Origin of the sequence: Lysinibacillus sp. NPDC093712, from assembly GCF_050280025.1 — a bacterium.
In the GTDB taxonomy this organism is placed as follows: Bacteria; Bacillota; Bacilli; order Bacillales_A; family Planococcaceae; genus Lysinibacillus.
This window is the reverse complement of record NZ_JBNNUU010000001.1, coordinates 333,754-352,117: the sequence shown is the minus strand read 5'-3', so window position 1 is coordinate 352,117 and position 18,364 is coordinate 333,754. Positions and strand designations below refer to the sequence as shown.

Below are 18,364 nucleotides of genomic sequence, written 5' to 3'. Positions count from 1 at the left end.
TTTTCTGAATAAATATGTATTAATTGTTTCTTTAGTAATGACAAAAAAGGATATATCTCGAGTAAGAGATATATCCTTCAGACTGTAGACAAACTCGAAGTTTTTCGAATTTGTCTATAGTCCTTTTTTAAAAAAACTAATATGGGGGATGACTACTGCCGTTGATTTTCGCTACGGGCGGGCGCTTTCCGCGGACACATCGTAAGCCGCAACCCTCGCTAACGCGCGGTCTGTTGCGTCTTACGTTCTGTGCGTTCTGAGCAGGAGTCGCCCACCCTTCACTCCAATCAACTAGTGTCAACACGCTCTTTCAAAGGAAAAAGTGAAAATACAGTACAATTATCGCACTTATGATTATATATGATATTTAGAGGTCTACTGCCGTTGATTTCCGCTACGGGCGGGCGCTTTCCGCGGGCACATCGTAAGCCGCAACCCTCGCTAACGCGCGGTCTGTTGCGTCTTACGTTCTGTGCTATTCTGAGCAGGAGTCACCTGCCCTCCGCTCCAATCAACTTTATATGTATTGCTAGCAGTCTACTGTAATTACTACTTGGACATGGCAAACCCATAGAGAGGGATGCTCGAAGCGTATGGTCAAGACGAAAGTAAGAACCCATTTTTTACAATAAAAATAACAAAAGGGATTAAGAATGGAAATCTTAATCCCTTTTGTCGACAAGCTTAAGGATATATTTCGAGTAAGATATATCCTTTTCTATTATTTTGTATGTTTATTTTCAGATCGACTTTTCCCAATACCGAACACATAATAGCTCAGTGTAATAAGAATAAGGAAAATAATCCCTACAACTAATGAAACTCGAGTATCCTCATTAAACCACATACCGATGAGTACCATTATTAAAAACGCAATTGTAGCATAGTTTGTTAAAGGAGCAAAAGGCGTTTTAAATGGGTGATTTTCCAATTGCGACCCTTTAACTTTTCTAAAGCGAATCTGACTAATCAAAATGACAAACCACGGAATCATCCCTGGCAGTACACTAGCACTATAAACATAGACAAATAGGTTTTGTGGAGCAATGTAACTTAAAATAACGCCAACCACTAAACCAACGAGTACACCAGTTGTACCTAGGATTGGTACACCATTATTTGAAAGCTTTGCAAAAAACTTAGGTGCCTGACCATTCATAGCAAGCGTGTAAAGCATGCGCCCGGCGCTATAAATCCCACTATTACAGCCACTCATAGCTGCTGTAATCACGACAAAGTTAATGATACCTGCCGCTGCGGTAATACCCACTTTTGCGAAAGTGGCAACAAACGGACTGCCGATAGTCCCTAACTCATCCCATGGATAAACCGTTACAATAATGAAAATGGCACCGATATAGAAAATTAATATGCGCCAAATAATACTTTGTATCGCATTCGTAATTGTTGTTTGCGGATTTTTTGCTTCTCCCGCCGTAATCCCGATAAGCTCTACCCCTTGGTAAGCAGCAACAACTAAAGATAATGCAAAGAAGAAACCTGTCCATCCTCCAGTAAAGAAGCCTCCGTGGGCCCAAAGATTTGATAGTCCAATTGCAATGCCTCCATTGCCAATACCAAAGAAGATTAGGCCAAAGCCCGCCACAATCATTAGCACAATCGTGACAATTTTTATCATCGCAAACCAAAACTCAAATTCCCCAAACGATTTAACTGAAATAAAATTGGCAACACCAAGTATTACCATAGCAATCAATCCAGGAATCCAAGCTGGCAAATCAGGGAACCAATACTGCATGTACGTTCCGACTGCGATAATTTCGGACATCCCAACGATAACCCACTGAAACCAGTTACTCCATGCAGTTAAATAACCTGCTAATGGATGAATATATTTATAACCGAATGTTGCAAATGATCCCGTACTTGGCTCAACATAAAGCATCTCACCCATTGCACGCATGATAAAAAATATAAAAATGCCTGATATAGCATATGCAAGGAGCACGGACGGCCCAGTCCATTGAATAGCACTGGCAGAACCCATAAATAGACCTACACCTATGGTACCACCAAGAGCAATCATTTGAATATGTCGTGCCTCCAAGCCTCTATTTAATTCTTTTTTTGCCACTTGTATACGCCCCTTTCCACTAATATTGCTTCAATAATTTACTTTATAAATAATAATAAATTCTTCCGATAAATACAAATGTATTTTTAGGAAAAACATATTTTTTGTTAATAGTAGAATTAAAACAGCAAGCTTATTATCGCGTAACTTTGTTGTAATGTACTTTAAACCAAAACATTTGATATGGCGTAAAATCCACTTATAGCAAGGTATAAGTGGACAAACTCCATGTGAAATTTATTATTCATTGTTGAAATAAAGATACGTACTGCATTACAATTATTAAATTTAAAACAAACGAATAAAAATTGTTTTCTGTATACAAATAATTATTTCAGAATATTCTTAATTGTTATCCCGTGCACATATAATCCCTTATTTTTCATCTAATTTTTATATTTCTTAAAATTCCATCAACTTAACGAGGAATTAGCAAAAACAATTGACCTGAAAGTCAAAAAAGTATAATATTTTTACATATTTCTATGAAAAAGAGGCTTACATGTGAGAAATTTATTATTTAGAAGAAAAAATATAGCGGATTTATTAAAAAAAGATGGAACAATTCAGCTCAAGCAATCGCTAGGCGCTTTTGACCTTATATTGCTTGGCGTTGGCGCTATTGTTGGAACAGGGATTTTTATCTTGCCTGGCACAGTTGCTGCCACTCACGCAGGACCTGGAATTGTTTTTTCATTTATCATAGCTGCTATCGTTTGCGCATTAGCTGGCATGTGTTATTCAGAGTTTTCATCGAGTGTACCTGTCACTGGGAGTGCCTACACATATGGGTATATTGTATTTGGGGAAATTGTTGCTTGGCTAGTTGGCTGGGCACTGCTTTTAGAGTATGGCTTAGCCGTTGCTGCCGTTGCAACAGGGTGGTCATCTTATTTAAGTGCTTTACTTGCTGGCTTCGAAATTTCGATTCCAACAGCAATCTCGGGTTCATTCAATCCCTCCGCAGGTACGTATATTAACTTACCCGCTATTGTCATAATTTTCGCTACTGCATTTTTCTTAACACTTGGCATAAAAGAATCAACAAGATTAAATTCCATTATGGTGTTCTTGAAAGTTGCAGTAATTTTACTATTTATTGGCGTGGGTATATTTTATGTCGAGCCAACAAACTGGCAGCCATTTCTACCATTTGGCGTAAGCGGAGTATTGGGTGGCGCAGCACTTGTATTCTTCGCTTACCTAGGATTTGATGCTGTTTCATCAGCAGCTGAAGAAGTAAAAAATCCTCAACGGAATATGCCCATTGGAATAATTGGTTCACTATTAATATGTACTGTTCTGTATGTCGTTGTCTCACTAGTACTAACAGGCATGGTGCCGTACACACAGCTAAACGTCAGTGACCCTGTAAGCTATGTCATGCAGCTCGTTCATCAAGATTGGATTGCTGGTATCATTTCATTAGGTGCAGTTGTAGGAATGATGACAGTTATTCTTGTTATGTCCTATGGAGGGACACGCTTACTATATGCACTAGGTCGTGATGGTTTACTACCAAAAAGCATGGCAGAGCTAAGTCCAAAATTCAAAACACCAGTGAAAAACACTTGGGTATTCGCAGTGCTTGTTGCTTTCTGTGCTGGCTTTGTTCCTTTGTCAAAGCTAACTGAGCTTGTCAATATGGGAACACTCGTAGCTTTCACAATCGTCTCAATTGGTGTCATTTATTTAAGAAAGAATAAAAACATTCCAGCAGGCGGTTTTAAAGTACCATTCTTCCCTGTGTTACCTATTTTGTCATTCTTCATGTGTTTATTTTTAATTTCACAGCTATCCGTACATACATGGATTGCTTGCGGACTATGGTTTATATTTGGCTTAATTATATACTTTGTATACGGGCTGAAGCATAGCACGATGAATTAGAGTGACAGGCACTCAAACAATTCTGAATTTTTTCTACTCATGTAGACTTCTGTGGGAACGCACGAAACGTAAGGCGCAACAAGATCGCATAAGTGTGAGTTGCGGGATAGGAATGCCCACGGAAGTGACAGGCACTCAAACAATTTTTTGTCCGATTAGAACAAATAAAATCCGCTGAAAGTTCAGCGGATTTTTACAATTTATAAGTCTTATCGAATTATTGCAACAATGTTTGTTCCTGAAGTTTTGCCGCAAAATATTTGCGCGCATCTGCGGTAAGAATTTGTAAATGCACTACCTCATCCTGCCGAGCAAACTCCACAAACATACCACTTAAGTTTTCATACACGTATTTGATTTTAAAGCCATTATCTAGAAAGTGGTCAACCTTTTTTATTTCTTCTGTACTTTGTAAGAAATCTGACATACCCACACCCCTCTTTTACATTCTACTCAGCACCTTTTATTTCAAGTATTGGATCAGCTTGATCTGCTGTCTCAACGTCATCTGAACTCGCTGCCGCCTGAGGCACTAATTCTTGCCCAAATAGTTCATCCAAGTTGTGACCGACAGTAATCCCTAAATACTTTACATCACTTGGATCTTCTATTTCAGCTTGTGGATACTTTTTGAACCACCAATACTTCGCTAACACATAGTAAACGAGTGCTCCTACAATAAATCCGACTAGCGACGAATACGCAGAAAAAACATTTGCAATTACACCACCGACAACCCAAGCGATTAAACCTGCTAAATTAAAGCCATTCATATATTTAAATTGGCCATTTAACTCATACAAATCTTTTACATTGACACGTCGTTTACGAATCAAATAATAATCTGCGAATAAAATACCGACTATTGCTGTTAATATACCGCCTATAATTAATAGCGCGTTCACTAAAACATCAAATAAGCTCCACGGCTGTGCAAGGATTCCGATAACCCCAGCAATGACAACGCCTACCCAGAACGGAACTTTTGGTCCGCCAATATTTGAGAATATAGTAGCTGCCGGTATTACATTAGCAGATGTATTCGTTGACCATTGTGCTAAAACGATCATTAATAAAAGTATCCCTAAAATAAAGCCACTCGCGCTCTGCTGTAATGCGTTGATTGGATCAGCAGATGCGACAGCCATATAACAAACCGCTCCGATTGTAACGATAAACGTATTCGTAATGGGCATAACAATTAACGAGCCGACTAACTGAGTTTTGTTACGTTTTAACCAATTGCGCTCATTTTTTGGTGCTTTAAAGAATCGAGAAAGGGACGGCATATCGGCTGCTAATGTAGCCCAGAAGCCCATATTTGCCATAATGACAATCATAAATGCTGTAAAAGCCGCTACACCTGTAGTTGGCGTTTCAACCCAAGACCAAACATCTTTTCCTTGAGCTGTGGCAGCATCTGCTAATGTTATATACATCCAACAGGAAATCAATATTATTATCGGCGCCGCTAAATCTGCAAAGCGCTCAATTGATTTAATGCCTAATGAAGTATTAAATAACTGAAGGGCGGCAAAGACAAGAAAGCATAGAAACCAATTATTAAAATCAAATAGTAAATTTAAAATACCGTTAATAGCCATTGCTCCGAAATAAGTGTTTATACCAAACCAACAGGCTGCTGTCACACCTCGAACTAACGACGGTATATGTGTTCCAAACGTACCGAAAGGAGCACGCATATATACAGGAAAAGACAAGCCATGCTCTATCCCGATATCACCAATTAACGTCATAAATACACCGATTAAACAAGAACCGATTAGCGTAGCCAAAATTACCATAGGTAAAGGTAAACTAATAATAGCAGCACCGCCAATGGCAAAGGCCGCTAATACTATAGCCATTCCTATCCAAATAACTGCAAAACCGAATGCTCCAATATTTCTTTGTTGATGTGTCACTGGAAGTAAATCAGGGGATTTCAAATAATTCCCGTCATGTTCCATACATTTCGCTCCTTTTTATTAGATTATGCATCGGCATCAAGCAATCCGAATGATGCGTACAGTCGATATCACTCAGACATGAGCCGCTAGCATGATTTTTCATTCAAGTAGCACATCATTACCTGGCATAGGGTAACTGCTCTACTGAATGAGATTTTCCGTGACATCTAATTGAGGTTTCCTCCCTTTACAGTAAAGGGAGGTGGAATAACAGTTACTAATTAACAGTCGAACGTTTTATTTAGATAGACTACTCATAATTAATTGACGTTCATTCCAAGTCATTGGTGCAATAGCAGATTTTCTTTCAACCATTGAAATTGCGCCATCGACTGGGCACACAATGGAGCATAAATTACAACCGACGCAATCTTCCTCACGAACCTTTAACATCGGCACTCCATTTTCTGTATATAAATCGATACATTGATGAGACGTATCTTCGCATGCAATATGGCACTTATTACAGTTAATACATACATCATTATTAATTTCCGGGACAATTTTATAATTTAAATCTAAATTGCCCCAGTCTGAATAGCGAGACACCGAGCGACCGACTAAGTCCATCACAGATGCAATCCCTTTGTCGTCTAAATAATTATTTAGTCCATCAATCATATCTTCGACAATACTAAATCCATGGTGCATCGCTGCTGTACATACTTGAACACCTGTTGCACCCATTAAAATAAACTCGGCGGCATCTTGCCAATTAGAAATACCACCTATACCCGATATCGGAACATTAATGTGAGGATTACGAGCGCACTCTGCTACCATATTCAGTGCAATTGGCTTAACAGCTGGACCACAATAGCCGCCATGCGCTCCTTTACCAGCAACATGAGGCACAGTGTTCCATGTATCTAAATCGACACCTGCCAAGCTATTAATTGTATTAATCATACTAATAGCATCTGCCCCACCTCTTGTCGCCGCTTCAGCCGTTACTGTTATATCCGTTATGTTAGGCGTTAACTTCACAATGACTGGTGTACGCGCTGCTTCTTTCACCCAATACGTTTGCTTTTCCACCAATTCAGGTACTTGACCAGAGGCGGAGCCCATTCCTCGTTCTGCCATCCCATGTGGACAACCAAAATTAAGCTCAAGACCATCTACCCCCACATCTTCTACTCGTTTTACAATTTCATGCCACTTTTCCTGCTTCGGTTCTACCATAAGGGAAGCAATAATGGCATGGTCAGGAAACCTTTTTTTCGTTTCATAGATTTCTTTTAAGTTTACTTCTAACGGTCGATCTGTAATTAATTCAATATTATTGAAGCCTGCCACTCGTTGTCCATTATAACTGACCGCTGCAAATCGTGAAGAAACATTTAAAATCGGTTCACCCAATGTTTTCCATACAGCACCACCCCACCCCGCTTCAAATGCGCGTTGCACTTGATAGCCTGAGTTCGTTGGCGGTGCTGATGCAAGCCAAAATGGATTTGGTGATTTGATCCCCGCTAAATCAATTCGTAAATCTGCCATGTCACTTCCCCCCTTATGCAATCTCGCTTGGTTTTCTTAAACGCTCATGAATCTTATAAGCTGCATCTTTACCTTGCTGAACTGCTGTTACAACCATTGCTTCACCTTGTCCGTTTCCAAACACAACATCGCCACATGCAAACACTTTTTTATTAGATGTTTGCATCGTCGTTTCATCAATATCGACAACCCCATTTGTATGCTGTATGCCAAAAGATTCAATTAATGATACGAAACGTGTTTGACCAATCGCTTTGATGACTGCATCCACGCTTATTATAAAGTTGGACCCAGCTATTTCTTCTGGTCTTTGGCGACCATCCGCTCCTGGTGCACCTAGCTTCATTTTCGTGCATTCAATGGCAACAACTTCACCAGCTTCATTGCCAATAATTTTTTTCGGCGCAGTTAACCAGTTAAACTCCACACCATCTTGCTTGGCAAATTCAAATTCAAAATTGTAGGCAGTCATTTCTTTTTGAGTTCTTCTATAAAGAATTTTCACATTGTCTGCACCTAATCGCACAGCACAAGTAGCACCATCAATTGCTGTATTACCAGCACCAATAACAGCTACGCGTTTCCCTACCATATCAGTTGGAAGCGCTCCCATTTTTGTTTGCTTTACAAACTCAATTGCATCGTGGACGCCGACAAGTTCTTCTCCCTCGATGCCAAGATTCGGCACTGCCCCCATACCAACTGCTAAAATAACACTGTCAAATTGTTCTAAAATTTCATCCGCGGAAATATCGATTCCAACCTTAGTATTTGTTTGAATATTTACACCAAGCTTCACAATTTGTTCAACTTCCCAATCAGCTACCTCATTTGGTAATCGGAATGACACGATACCATAGCTTCCTAGTCCACCTGCTTTCGATTCAGCTTCATAGATTGTGACACTATACCCAAAACGACTAAGCTCACGTGCCGCAGAAAGACCAGCTGGACCAGCTCCAATGATAGCGACCTTTAGTCCATTACTTTCGCCTTTCTTAAATAGCTGTGCATTTGTCTCCATTGCCCAATCAGTAGCATAACGCTGTAGTTCGCCAATTTTAATTGGCTTTGTTGAGGAATTTAATACACATGCCCCTTCACAGAGCTCTTCTGTTGGACAAACTCTTGCACAACTTGCACCAATTGGGTTTGCTTCTAATATAGTAGTAGCAGAGCCCTTCATATTACCTGATGCAATTTTTTTTATGAAATTTGGTATTTGAATACTCGTTGGACAAGCTTTAATACAAGGTGCGTCATAACAATAGAGACAACGATTTGCTTCTTCAATTGCTTCATTTTTTGTCATTCTGCTAGTTAATTCAACAAAATTACGTTTAAGTTGCTTCGTCATTTCATGTTCTTGAATCGGAACCATTTCCACATCCCCCTCATGTGTTCTTGATGTGACTCGCCATTGTTTAATAGCCGATTGTCTTGTTCTCCAGTCAAAACAATCGGCCATGTATAGCCTTTTATTGAATTATCACTTACTTGATTTAGTCCAGGGGTGACCCACTCAGACTGTAGGTCTCCTTGTTGGCATGCTTTCTCTACTTATAAAAATAGAGAATGCTGAAGCAAGTTATATTTTTATCGTTTCTGCAGCAGATGTTTTCAACTCTCGTTTTATAAAGCGCCCACTACCTAATACACCAACAAATTCTTTTTCTTTAATAACATATTCACCACGTACAAGGACAGAAATGGGTTCACCAGTAACTTCCCAACCTTCATACGCGTTGTAATCGACATTCATATGATGTGTTTTAGCTGAAATTTCGCGTTTTACATCCGGATCGAAAATAACAATATCAGCATCTGAGCCAATTGCAATTGTCCCTTTTTGTGGGAATAGACCGAAGATTTTTGCCGCACTCGTCGAAATCATATCGACAAATTCATTAATAGATATTTTGCCCTTTGCGACACCTTCTGAATATAAGATGCTAAAGCGGTCTTCAATAAACGGTCCACCATTCGGAATTTTTGAAAAATCATTTAATCCTAATTGTTTTTTACCATTAAAACTAAATGAGCATTGATCAGAACCAATTGTTTGTAATTGCTTTGCTTTTAGCGCATTCCATAGATGCTCCTGATGATATTTCGGACGAAGTGGTGGTGACCAAACGTATTTCGCCCCTTCAAAGCCTGGTTGTGCTAATGCAGACTGATCTAAAGTTAAATAAGGTGGACATGTTTCCCCATACACGTCGTAGCCTTTTTCACGTGCAGCAATAATTTCGTCTACCGCCTCTTTACAAGTAACATGGACAACATACAATGTTGCACCTGCTAAATGAGCTAGTTCAATCGCACGCTTTGTCGCTTCACCTTCTAACTCTGCTGGACGAGTAAGGGCGTGGTAAATAGGCTCTTTATGTCCCGCTTTTCTCGCCTCTTCAACAAGCTCGTCGATTACAGAGCCATTTTCACAATGCACCATAACGGTAGCGCCAACATCTTTTGCAATTTTAAAAGCTTTAAAAAGCGTGCGATCTGTCGCTTGGAATTCTTTTGCATAAGCCATAAAGACCTTTACAGATGTAATCCCTTCTTGCTCTAATAATACCGGTAACTCCACCTCTGTCTCTGGCGTTAAATCACCAATCATTAAGTGGAATCCATAATCAATCGCTGATTTCCCTTTTGCCTTTTCATGCCACTTCTCAACAGCTGTAGAAAGCTTGTTTTCACCAGCCGTTAAGCAAAAGTCTAAAATGGTTGTTGTGCCTCCAAACGCCGCCGCAATCGTACCAGATTTCCAGTCATCATCTGTCACTGTATTGTTAAAGGGCATATCTAAATGTGTATGCGGATCAATCCCTCCCGGCATAACATATTTGCCAGTAGCATCAATGATTTCTGCGCCTTCTACAGATAAATTTTTGCCAATTTGCACAATCTTTCCGTTTTCTATGAGAATATCTGCCTCGTACACATCTGAAGCAGTTATTACTCGTCCACCTTGAATGATTTTTTTCATGCTATCCCTCACCTTTCGTGTCAATTCAAGTAAATTATGTTGAATCTATTCTAGTAGCCTGATAGTTTGCAAAATCACCATAAAAATTTAACTTGCACTTAGCACAGCTGAGTCCGTCATGGTCCAATGTACTTATCTATTAATATTCTAGGAAAACTAATTTAACGTATACGATGCCCCTATACTAAATTTCGTTTGCATTGTTAGTACCGTTTCAAGTAGTACATCTGCTCCCTTTGCGCAATCTTCAAACGATGTTTCCTCCTCCTCGCAATGACTCTTGCCATGAATACTCGGTACAAAAATCATTGCTGAAGGAATCATACTAGCTATATATTGCGCATCATGTCCTGCACCACTAAACATCCGATAAGCGCTATAACCAAAGCGATGGCAGGACATTTCGATTTCATCACAAATTTGTGTATCAAACATTACCGTATCTCTACCCCACAGTTTAGCTGGCTGTATGCGGCAACCCATATCCTCTGTCGGTAAGGCATTCAAGATCTCTTCAACTCTTTGCATTACATCAGGCTTTTGATGACGCGAATCCATTGTAAACGTCACTTTATTTGGAATAACAGTATGAATATTAGGAAAAACATTCATTCGTCCAAACGTGAACACTAATTGTTCGTCAATTTCCCCAAGCTGTTCATGTAAAGACAGCATAGTTTTTGCTGCAACAATCATCGGATCTTTGCGCATTGACATCGGGGTCGTTCCAGCATGATTAGATTCACCTGTGATAGTAATTTCATAACATACCATTCCAAGTACCCCTTGGACAACGCCAATTTCTATTTGCTTTGCTTCTAGTACTGGCCCTTGTTCGATATGAAGTTCGATATAAGCGAGTGCTTCTATTAAACGATGCTGCGGGTCACCCTCATAACCACTAGCTTTTAATGCCTCTTGAAAGGACATGCCATTTTTATCAGCTGACTGTAGCATTTTGTCCTTGTCAAATTTTGAAGCAATTACGCCTGAGCTCATCATCGCTGGATCAAAGCGAGCACCTTCTTCATTTGTAAAATTAACAATCATTAATGGTACATCTAGCTCTACATCGTTGTCTTTCAATGTTCTGATCGCTTCTAAAGCTGTTAAAACACCTAAAACACCATCAAACTTGCCACCCTTTTCAACAGAATCTAAATGTGATCCCATGACAATTGGAGGAACTTCTTTTTTTCCTGGTAGAAGGGCATAGATATTGGCCATATCATCCACCTTGATTTCCATGCCTAATTCCTCGCAGCACTTACAAAAATAATCCCTAGCTAAAACATCCTCATTCGAAAGAGACAAACGCGTTACGCCACCGTTTATAGTAGCCCCAAACTGACTAAATTGTTCAATTGAATCTTGCAATCGTCTACTATTACATTTATACATATGCAAGTCCTCTCTTTCACAGTAGTTAATAAACATTCTAAAATAGATAAAATTTACGAGATATGGATATAAAACTAAAAAAATATGTGCATCTGCACATGATATATGGTAAGTTATGTTCATATTAAGGGGGGAAACTATGGGAACGATTCGCAAAATTGTGGAGGGAGTTCAATTCCCTATGCTGACATTAGTAGCTGGACAAAGTGGGGCACATCGTAGAGTTACCGGTATTAACGTAGTAGAGAGCATTGATTTAATTATGTTTTGCCGACCAAATGAACTAGTCGTCACTACAGGTATTAACTTATCACAGCAAGAAGATTCCTTAGAACAACTCGTTAAGTTAGCTTACGAAAAAAAAGTAGCAGGCTTTATTATTAACATAGGCCCTTATATTTCTGCTATTCCACAGTCGATCATCACTTTTGCTAACGAGCATGATTTCCCTGTTTTTCAAATGCCTTGGCATTGTCGCATAGCTGATTTATTAAAAACTACTTTTCAATTTATTGCGAACCATCATCAAGAGCACTCCATTGAAGAAAAGGTCCTTTATAATTTACTTTTTCACTATAAAAAACATATGGACACGACAAAAGAACAACTGGCGCAACTCGGATTCCCACAAGGTAGAGAGTTTGCCATCATCACTTGCTCAACGATAGGCACCCAGTCTAGCATTGACAGATATGAGGTCATGGTCCAATTTGCATTTCAACATCGCTATAAACGGTTTTTAAAACTAAAGCATAAAAATCACCTCATTTTTCTAATTGATAGAGCACAAATCAATACACCGAACATCCCCTTCTCGAAAATTGTTGAAGAAATCTATGATAAAATCAAACAAAAAAATGGCACTCTCGATATGATTATCGGTAAAGGAAACTATCAAAAAGAGCTCGAAAATATACGTAAAAGCTATGAAGAATCGTTAACTGTTATTCAACTAGCACAGCTTCATAACAATCGATTTTTATATAAATATAAAGATATTGGCGCCTATCAAATTATTATGGCCGTTCAAAACCAACCATTAATGCAAACCTTTAGCCAAGATATATTAGGTCAATTACATCGCTACGATGAGCTACACAACACGGATTATGTAGCATTTTTACGCATTTTTCTCGAGGAAAATGGCAGTACGAGTAAAATTAGCGAACGACAATTTATACATCGTAATACCGTCCTATATAAAATTAAAAAAATAGAAGTGCTTTTAGATATGGATTTAACAAATCCATTTACAAAAACTAATCTCTACTTAGCTTTTTTAATAGAAGATGTGTTAACACATCATTAATTATAGTTTGTAGTATGGCACTCCTCCCGTTATTAGTGTCTGAATTTTCAATCAATATATTGTCCTTCTAAAACAATTAAGCTATTCATATAAAGTAATAATGGAGTAAACGCCATCTGTTGCAAATAAGCGCAACATTAATGACTGGTAATAGGTTTTAGTAGTATTGCTATAAATTGAATAGTTCATCATTGCTAGAATTGAAGGAGGAATGTTTAGGATGGTAACGAATACAGGCGTAAAAGAACTAGGGCATTTTATTAATGGGGAAATTGTAGTTGGCAAAAGTGGGAACTTTTCAAATGTATACAACCCTAGTACAGGAGCAGTAATTGCACGTGTCCCTCTTGCAACAAAAGAAGAAGTGCAAGCGGCAATCGTTAGTGCTAAAAATGCTTTTCCAGCTTGGCGCGGACTTTCAGTTGGGAAACGTGCTGAAATTGTGCTGAAGTTTCGGCAATTACTAACAGCACGCATGGATGAATTAATCGACTTGATTTGTACAGAAAGTGGGAAAACGATTGAGGATGCCAAAGGTGAAATTACAAGAGGCTTAGAGTCAGTTGACTTGGCAATCAATGCCCCTCATTTAGTAAAAGGCGAATATTCAGTTAATGTAGGTGGGAATATTAATGCATATTCTGCAAAAGCACCACTTGGCGTTGTTGCAGCGATTTCCCCTTTTAATTTCCCCGTGATGGTTCCACTTGCTATTACAAGTATGGCAGTTGCAGTAGGGAATGCTGTTATTTTAAAACCGTCTGAGCGTGTTCCTTGCTCTGCACTCTTTTTATCAGAGCTTTGGAAGGAAGCTGGTTTACCAGATGGGATTTGGACAGTCATTAATGGTGACAAGGATACAGTCAATGAGCTTTTAACGAATCCTTCCATTGAGGCTATTTCATTTGTCGGATCAACACCAGTTGCTGAATATATTTATGCAACAGGCTCTAAACATGGGAAACGTGTCACAGCATTAGGTGGAGGCAAAAACAATATGGTTGTTATGCCTGATGCAGATTTAGAACAAGTTGCAAATGCCTTTTTAGGTGCAGCTTATGGTGCTGCATCACAACGATGTATGGCCATTTCTACAATCATTCCAGTTGGCGAAACTACAGCTGAAAAGCTTGTAAAAATATTAGCTGATAAAATTGCTGCTTTAAAAGTAGGACCTTATACTGATTCAGAAGTTGATTTTGGTCCTGTTATTACTCAACAATCGAAAGATGCCATCATCGGCTTTATTGAACGCAGTCTACAAGAAGGTGCTACTATCGTGTGCGATGGTCGTCAACCTGAAATTTCGAAAAAATCTAATGGTTTTTATTTAGGCCCAACATTATTGGATCACGTAAAACCAGGTATGGAAATTTATGAGCAGGAAGTATTCGGACCTGCTCGTAATGTCGTACGTGTTCAAACATTGGAGGAAGCTATTGATTTAATTAATAGGCACGAGTTAGGAAACGGCGTAACTATCTTTACTAATAATGGAGCAGCCGCTCGTAAGTTCACTTCTGAAATTGAAGTTGGTATGGTAGGCGTAAACGTGCCTATTCCAATTCCTGTCGGCTACCATAATTTTGGGGGATGGAAACGTTCAAAATTTGGTGAAGGTCATATGTTTGGACCAGATCAAGTCCGCTTCTTTACGAAAGCCAAGACAATTTCTGAAAAGTGGTTTGAGGATACTACAGAATCTGCTTCTTCCTTTGCTTTCCCAAGTAATAACGACTAAAAATACAAGCCGTCTCAGTTGTGCATATGAGACGGCTATTTGTTACGAAAAAACTGATGCACCAAAAGGGTCATCAGTTTTAAAAAGCTTACTTTTTCTTGTTATTATTATTGTTATTGTTATTTGTATCTTTTTTGTTCGTTTTTGGAACATCTGTGAAGTCTGCTTCTTCCCCAGCTTCCATACCATAACTCGGGTTGTTGTTAATACGAGTATGTGTATCGAAGTCCGCATCTTCATCCAAACGCTTCATTAGGATTGGAATTGATATAAGTCCAGCTATACCAACCAATGCATAAATCCACCTAGACAATACCGCAGTTTGTCCACCAAATAAATATGCGACTAAATCAAATCTAAAAAATCCGATAAGACCCCAGTTAATTGCACCAATAATTACGAGAACTAAGGCAATCCTATATACTGTTCCCATTCGTAGTACCTCCTTTCTTTCTTTAGTGGCAAAGCAAGTCAAATGTCTGGCAAAGCTAAACCTCACCATTATTCTGTTGTGACTAATAAGCCATTAGTGAATGTGTCATGTAAGTTATTTACAACACTCATAATGACGGTCTTATTTTTCGCAATAACTGTTTTTTTATACAAAGGTACGCTTTGCTAGTCCATAACTGCAAAAGAGCATACAAAAAGCACTAATAAATCTCCAAAATAAACATTTATTAGCGCTTAATATTTAGTTATAGTAAGTTACCTTTATGAAATGACTTTTCATGCTGAAGTAACCATTCTTTCCGCCATAAACCGCCAGCATAACCAGTTAAAGTTCCATTTGAGCCAATAATACGATGACAAGGAATAACAATACTAAGTTTATTTTTGCCATTTGCATTGCCAACAGCTCTTATCGCTTTTTCATTGCCAATTGACATGGCAATCGTTTTATAAGTCCCTATTTCAGCGTATCTTATATTAGTCAATGCTTGCCATACTCGTTTTTGAAAGCTGGTGCCTTCAACGCTATATGGAAAAGTAAAAGTAAAACGTTGTCCCTGAAAATATTCATCCAATTGCATTAGGCAATCAAGTAAAATTTTCGGTGTTGTATCTTTTTGGATATTTATTATTTGTTGTCGCTCGGAAAACATAATTGAACAAACAGCTTCATCACTTCCTATAATTTCTAAAATTCCGATAGGAGAATTGTAATCCACTTTATACTTTGTCATATAATGACCTCCATAAATAAAAGGTTGCATATGCTTGCCACCCTTGCCATTGTGCTTCAAACTTTTTTAATTCATCTATTGTCGGTTTTCGATCTAATGCTAGTTGCATTTTTAAGGCATTATGAAGTCCTACATCTGCAATAGGAAACGAGGTTGGATCATGAAAACATTTCATTAGGACATAATCCGCAGTCCATGCTCCAACTCCTCTTATTTCCATAAGCAATTTTTTCATGGTGGTACGATTTTGTTCCTTCAGCAATTTTTCTTTATTTAATGCACCACTTGCCATCGCATGTGCAATTGCAATGATATATTCGGCTTTTCGAACAGTAAATTGCAATGCTCTTACATCTTCTATTTGTAAAGACGCGATTTTTTCGCATGTTGGAAATACCCAATAGGTTTCCCCTTCATAAGTTACACTCTCACCAAAATGTTCAACAAATCGTTTTTTTAGTGTATAGGCGAATGTTAAATTTATTTGTTGTCCAACAATCGCCCATACAAGTGCTTCAAATAAATCAGGAATACCTATTATCCGTAATCCATAATATTTTTTTACAGGTTGCTGCAAAATAGCATCTTTTTGTGCCACTTTATAAAAAGGCGCCAAGTTTCGATCTAAGTCGAACCATTCCCTTATATAAGCTTTCACTTGTTCAACAGCAGCTTTGGAAGGCGCTTTAAGTGGAAAGTGAACCTGAATCTTTTGTGCGCTATAGCCAATTTTACATAAGATGAATTCATTATTAATTTTGAGTAATTTATATAAAATTTCATCTTTTATCGTATGCAGTACCTCTTGATTGGATCTAGCTAAAAATAATAAGCATTCATCATAGTTAAATAGCATTGGCGTACTGAGCTCGATGTGGCATTTTTCTTCAGACTGTTTCATAATCATAGCTCCTTATATTGAAGGCTTCGATATTCAGTAGGAGAGCATTTTTTTTGGCGACGAAAAACTTTGTAAAAATTAGAAGAACTGCGAAACCCAGTTTCAAAGCAAATTTCTAAAATGGTTAAATTCGTACTCTTTAGTAAATGTGCTGCTTTATCGATTCTTATTTTTTCTAAATAAGTTCGTGGTGTTTCAGCAGTTGCTTGTTTAAATAATCGTTCAAGATGGAATGGGCTTATCCCAACATGATTGGCAATATGCTGCAACGTAAGCGATTGCTTGTATTCCTTCATTAAAAATGATGTAACCGCTTTGATAAGCTGCGCATGTGGAGAGTGCTCAACTTCAGGTTGACACCGTTTACAAGCACGAAAGCCTGCTTGCTCAACCTTTGTTATATCATCGTAAAATGCTACATTTATTTTTTTCGGTTTTCTTGACCTGCACGAGGGACGACAATAAATTTTTGTCGTTTTCACTGCCGTAAAAAATAATCCATCATAAGTTCGATCACAAGCCATTATTTTCTCCCACATTTCATCAAATGAAAGATTTACGGTACTGTCCATTAAATGCCTCCTTGCCTCAGCTATTTTTCATATAAAAATGACGTATCTCTCGTCTCGACTAACTGAGTTGCATTTTTTGTCAAATAAGCAATGATTGTATCTGATAATGCATTGCCAAAGCTAAAACGTTTAACGCCTAGTTCTTGTAGCGTTTGACAATTCGTTAAACCTGGTAACGACATTAAATTAATGGGAGCATCTATAGCTGAAGTAATATCTTTTATTTCTTCATGATCTATCAGCCCCGGTATAAAAATTCCACTAGCACCACTGTCCACATATGCCTTTGCTCTAATCATTGTTTCCAAAAATGGCTGCTCTGTTTGAAAATATGTATCTGTCCTTGCATTAATAAAAAAGTCTTTATAGCCATTCTGATCTAATATTGTTCTCATTTTTTCTAATAGAGAGCAATGTTCATTCATATTTCTTAGTCCTTTTTGTTGTTTTAGTGAATCCTCAATATTGATACCTGCTACCCCAGTATCGGCTGTTCTTAATACATTATCCAAAATTGTTTTCGTATCGCTTCCATACCCTGCCTCAATATCTGCTGAAACTGGGATATTTACATTATCCGTAATCGCTTTAATTATAGCTAAATGTCTATTAAAATCTATACATTCACCATCTGCATAACCGAGCGAATTCGCGATTCCCCAGCTTGTTGTGCCAATTGCTTTAAATCCTACTTTTTCAAGTGTTAATGCTGATAGTAAATCCCAAGCATTCCCTAATAATAATAAATCTTGTGTGGTATGTAACGCATTGAATGTTTTTATTGTCGTCATATTTAATCCCCCTAT

At 38.3% G+C, this 18,364-nt stretch carries 15 protein-coding genes; 3 read left to right on the top strand and 12 right to left on the bottom strand.

Going from position 1 to position 18,364, the window contains the following annotated elements; genetic code table 11:
• Nucleotides 1–721 precede the first annotated feature (721 nt).
• Entirely contained in the window at nt 722–2,095 is a 1,374-nt protein-coding gene (locus ACQKNX_RS01765) for an amino acid permease (RefSeq protein WP_427427286.1), read from the bottom strand.
• A gap of 504 nt (nt 2,096–2,599) precedes the next feature.
• Here ACQKNX_RS01765 and ACQKNX_RS01760 point away from each other — a divergent pair.
• Nucleotides 2,600–3,985, top strand: coding sequence for an APC family permease (locus ACQKNX_RS01760; RefSeq protein WP_427427285.1), 1,386 nt, complete (start codon nt 2,600–2,602; stop codon nt 3,983–3,985).
• A 217-nt stretch (nt 3,986–4,202) separates the two neighbouring features.
• On the opposite strand, the gene ACQKNX_RS01755 is transcribed toward ACQKNX_RS01760, so the two are convergent.
• The 6 genes from ACQKNX_RS01755 to ACQKNX_RS01730 all read right to left on the bottom strand — a co-directional run bounded on the left by ACQKNX_RS01755 (nt 4,203) and on the right by ACQKNX_RS01730 (nt 11,848).
• Nucleotides 4,203–4,412, bottom strand: a complete 210-nt coding sequence (locus ACQKNX_RS01755; RefSeq protein WP_401008216.1) for a hypothetical protein — start codon at nt 4,410–4,412, stop codon at nt 4,203–4,205.
• Nucleotides 4,413–4,434: 22 nt separating this feature from the next.
• A complete protein-coding gene (locus tag ACQKNX_RS01750) occupies nt 4,435–5,955 on the bottom strand; it encodes an NCS1 family transporter (RefSeq protein WP_427427284.1) in 1,521 nt (506 codons plus the stop codon).
• 237 nt (nt 5,956–6,192) lie between these two features.
• Nucleotides 6,193–7,455 carry an NAD-dependent dihydropyrimidine dehydrogenase subunit PreA gene (gene preA / locus ACQKNX_RS01745; RefSeq protein ID WP_427427283.1) on the bottom strand — a complete coding sequence of 421 codons (1,263 nt, stop codon included), beginning with the start codon at nt 7,453–7,455 and terminating at the stop codon, nt 6,193–6,195.
• Between the two features lie 13 nt (nt 7,456–7,468).
• On the bottom strand, nt 7,469–8,836 hold the full coding sequence (locus tag ACQKNX_RS01740; protein ID WP_427427282.1) for an NAD(P)-dependent oxidoreductase: 1,368 nt from the start codon (nt 8,834–8,836) through the stop codon (nt 7,469–7,471).
• Nucleotides 8,837–9,043: 207 nt separating this feature from the next.
• Nucleotides 9,044–10,447, bottom strand: a complete 1,404-nt coding sequence (gene hydA, locus ACQKNX_RS01735) for a dihydropyrimidinase (RefSeq protein ID WP_427427281.1) — start codon at nt 10,445–10,447, stop codon at nt 9,044–9,046.
• Between the two features lie 156 nt (nt 10,448–10,603).
• Nucleotides 10,604–11,848: a Zn-dependent hydrolase gene (locus ACQKNX_RS01730; RefSeq protein WP_427427280.1), complete on the bottom strand. Its 1,245-nt coding sequence runs from the start codon at nt 11,846–11,848 to the stop codon at nt 10,604–10,606.
• A gap of 139 nt (nt 11,849–11,987) precedes the next feature.
• On the opposite strand from ACQKNX_RS01730, the gene ACQKNX_RS01725 reads away from it, so the two are divergent.
• Complete coding sequence (locus tag ACQKNX_RS01725; RefSeq protein WP_427427279.1) at nt 11,988–13,157, top strand: PucR family transcriptional regulator; 1,170 nt, start codon at nt 11,988–11,990, stop codon at nt 13,155–13,157.
• Between the two features lie 220 nt (nt 13,158–13,377).
• Nucleotides 13,378–14,898: a CoA-acylating methylmalonate-semialdehyde dehydrogenase gene (locus tag ACQKNX_RS01720; protein WP_427427278.1), complete on the top strand. Its 1,521-nt coding sequence runs from the start codon at nt 13,378–13,380 to the stop codon at nt 14,896–14,898.
• 88 nt (nt 14,899–14,986) lie between these two features.
• Here the strand turns inward: ACQKNX_RS01720 and ACQKNX_RS01715 are convergent, their stop codons facing one another.
• The 5 genes from ACQKNX_RS01715 to ACQKNX_RS01695 form a co-directional block, all read right to left on the bottom strand.
• Complete coding sequence (locus tag ACQKNX_RS01715) at nt 14,987–15,331, bottom strand: DUF378 domain-containing protein (RefSeq protein ID WP_427427277.1); 345 nt, start codon at nt 15,329–15,331, stop codon at nt 14,987–14,989.
• Between the two features lie 265 nt (nt 15,332–15,596).
• Nucleotides 15,597–16,085, bottom strand: coding sequence for a methylated-DNA--[protein]-cysteine S-methyltransferase (locus ACQKNX_RS01710; protein WP_427427276.1), 489 nt, complete (start codon nt 16,083–16,085; stop codon nt 15,597–15,599).
• Complete coding sequence (locus tag ACQKNX_RS01705; RefSeq protein WP_427427275.1) at nt 16,072–16,986, bottom strand: DNA-3-methyladenine glycosylase family protein; 915 nt, start codon at nt 16,984–16,986, stop codon at nt 16,072–16,074. The genes ACQKNX_RS01710 and ACQKNX_RS01705 overlap by 14 nt, the downstream gene beginning before the upstream one ends.
• 2 nt (nt 16,987–16,988) lie before the next feature.
• Nucleotides 16,989–17,558 carry a bifunctional transcriptional activator/DNA repair enzyme AdaA gene (locus ACQKNX_RS01700; protein WP_427427274.1) on the bottom strand — a complete coding sequence of 190 codons (570 nt, stop codon included), beginning with the start codon at nt 17,556–17,558 and terminating at the stop codon, nt 16,989–16,991.
• A gap of 20 nt (nt 17,559–17,578) precedes the next feature.
• Nucleotides 17,579–18,349: an isocitrate lyase/PEP mutase family protein gene (locus tag ACQKNX_RS01695; RefSeq protein WP_427427273.1), complete on the bottom strand. Its 771-nt coding sequence runs from the start codon at nt 18,347–18,349 to the stop codon at nt 17,579–17,581.
• Nucleotides 18,350–18,364: the final 15 nt, after the last annotated feature.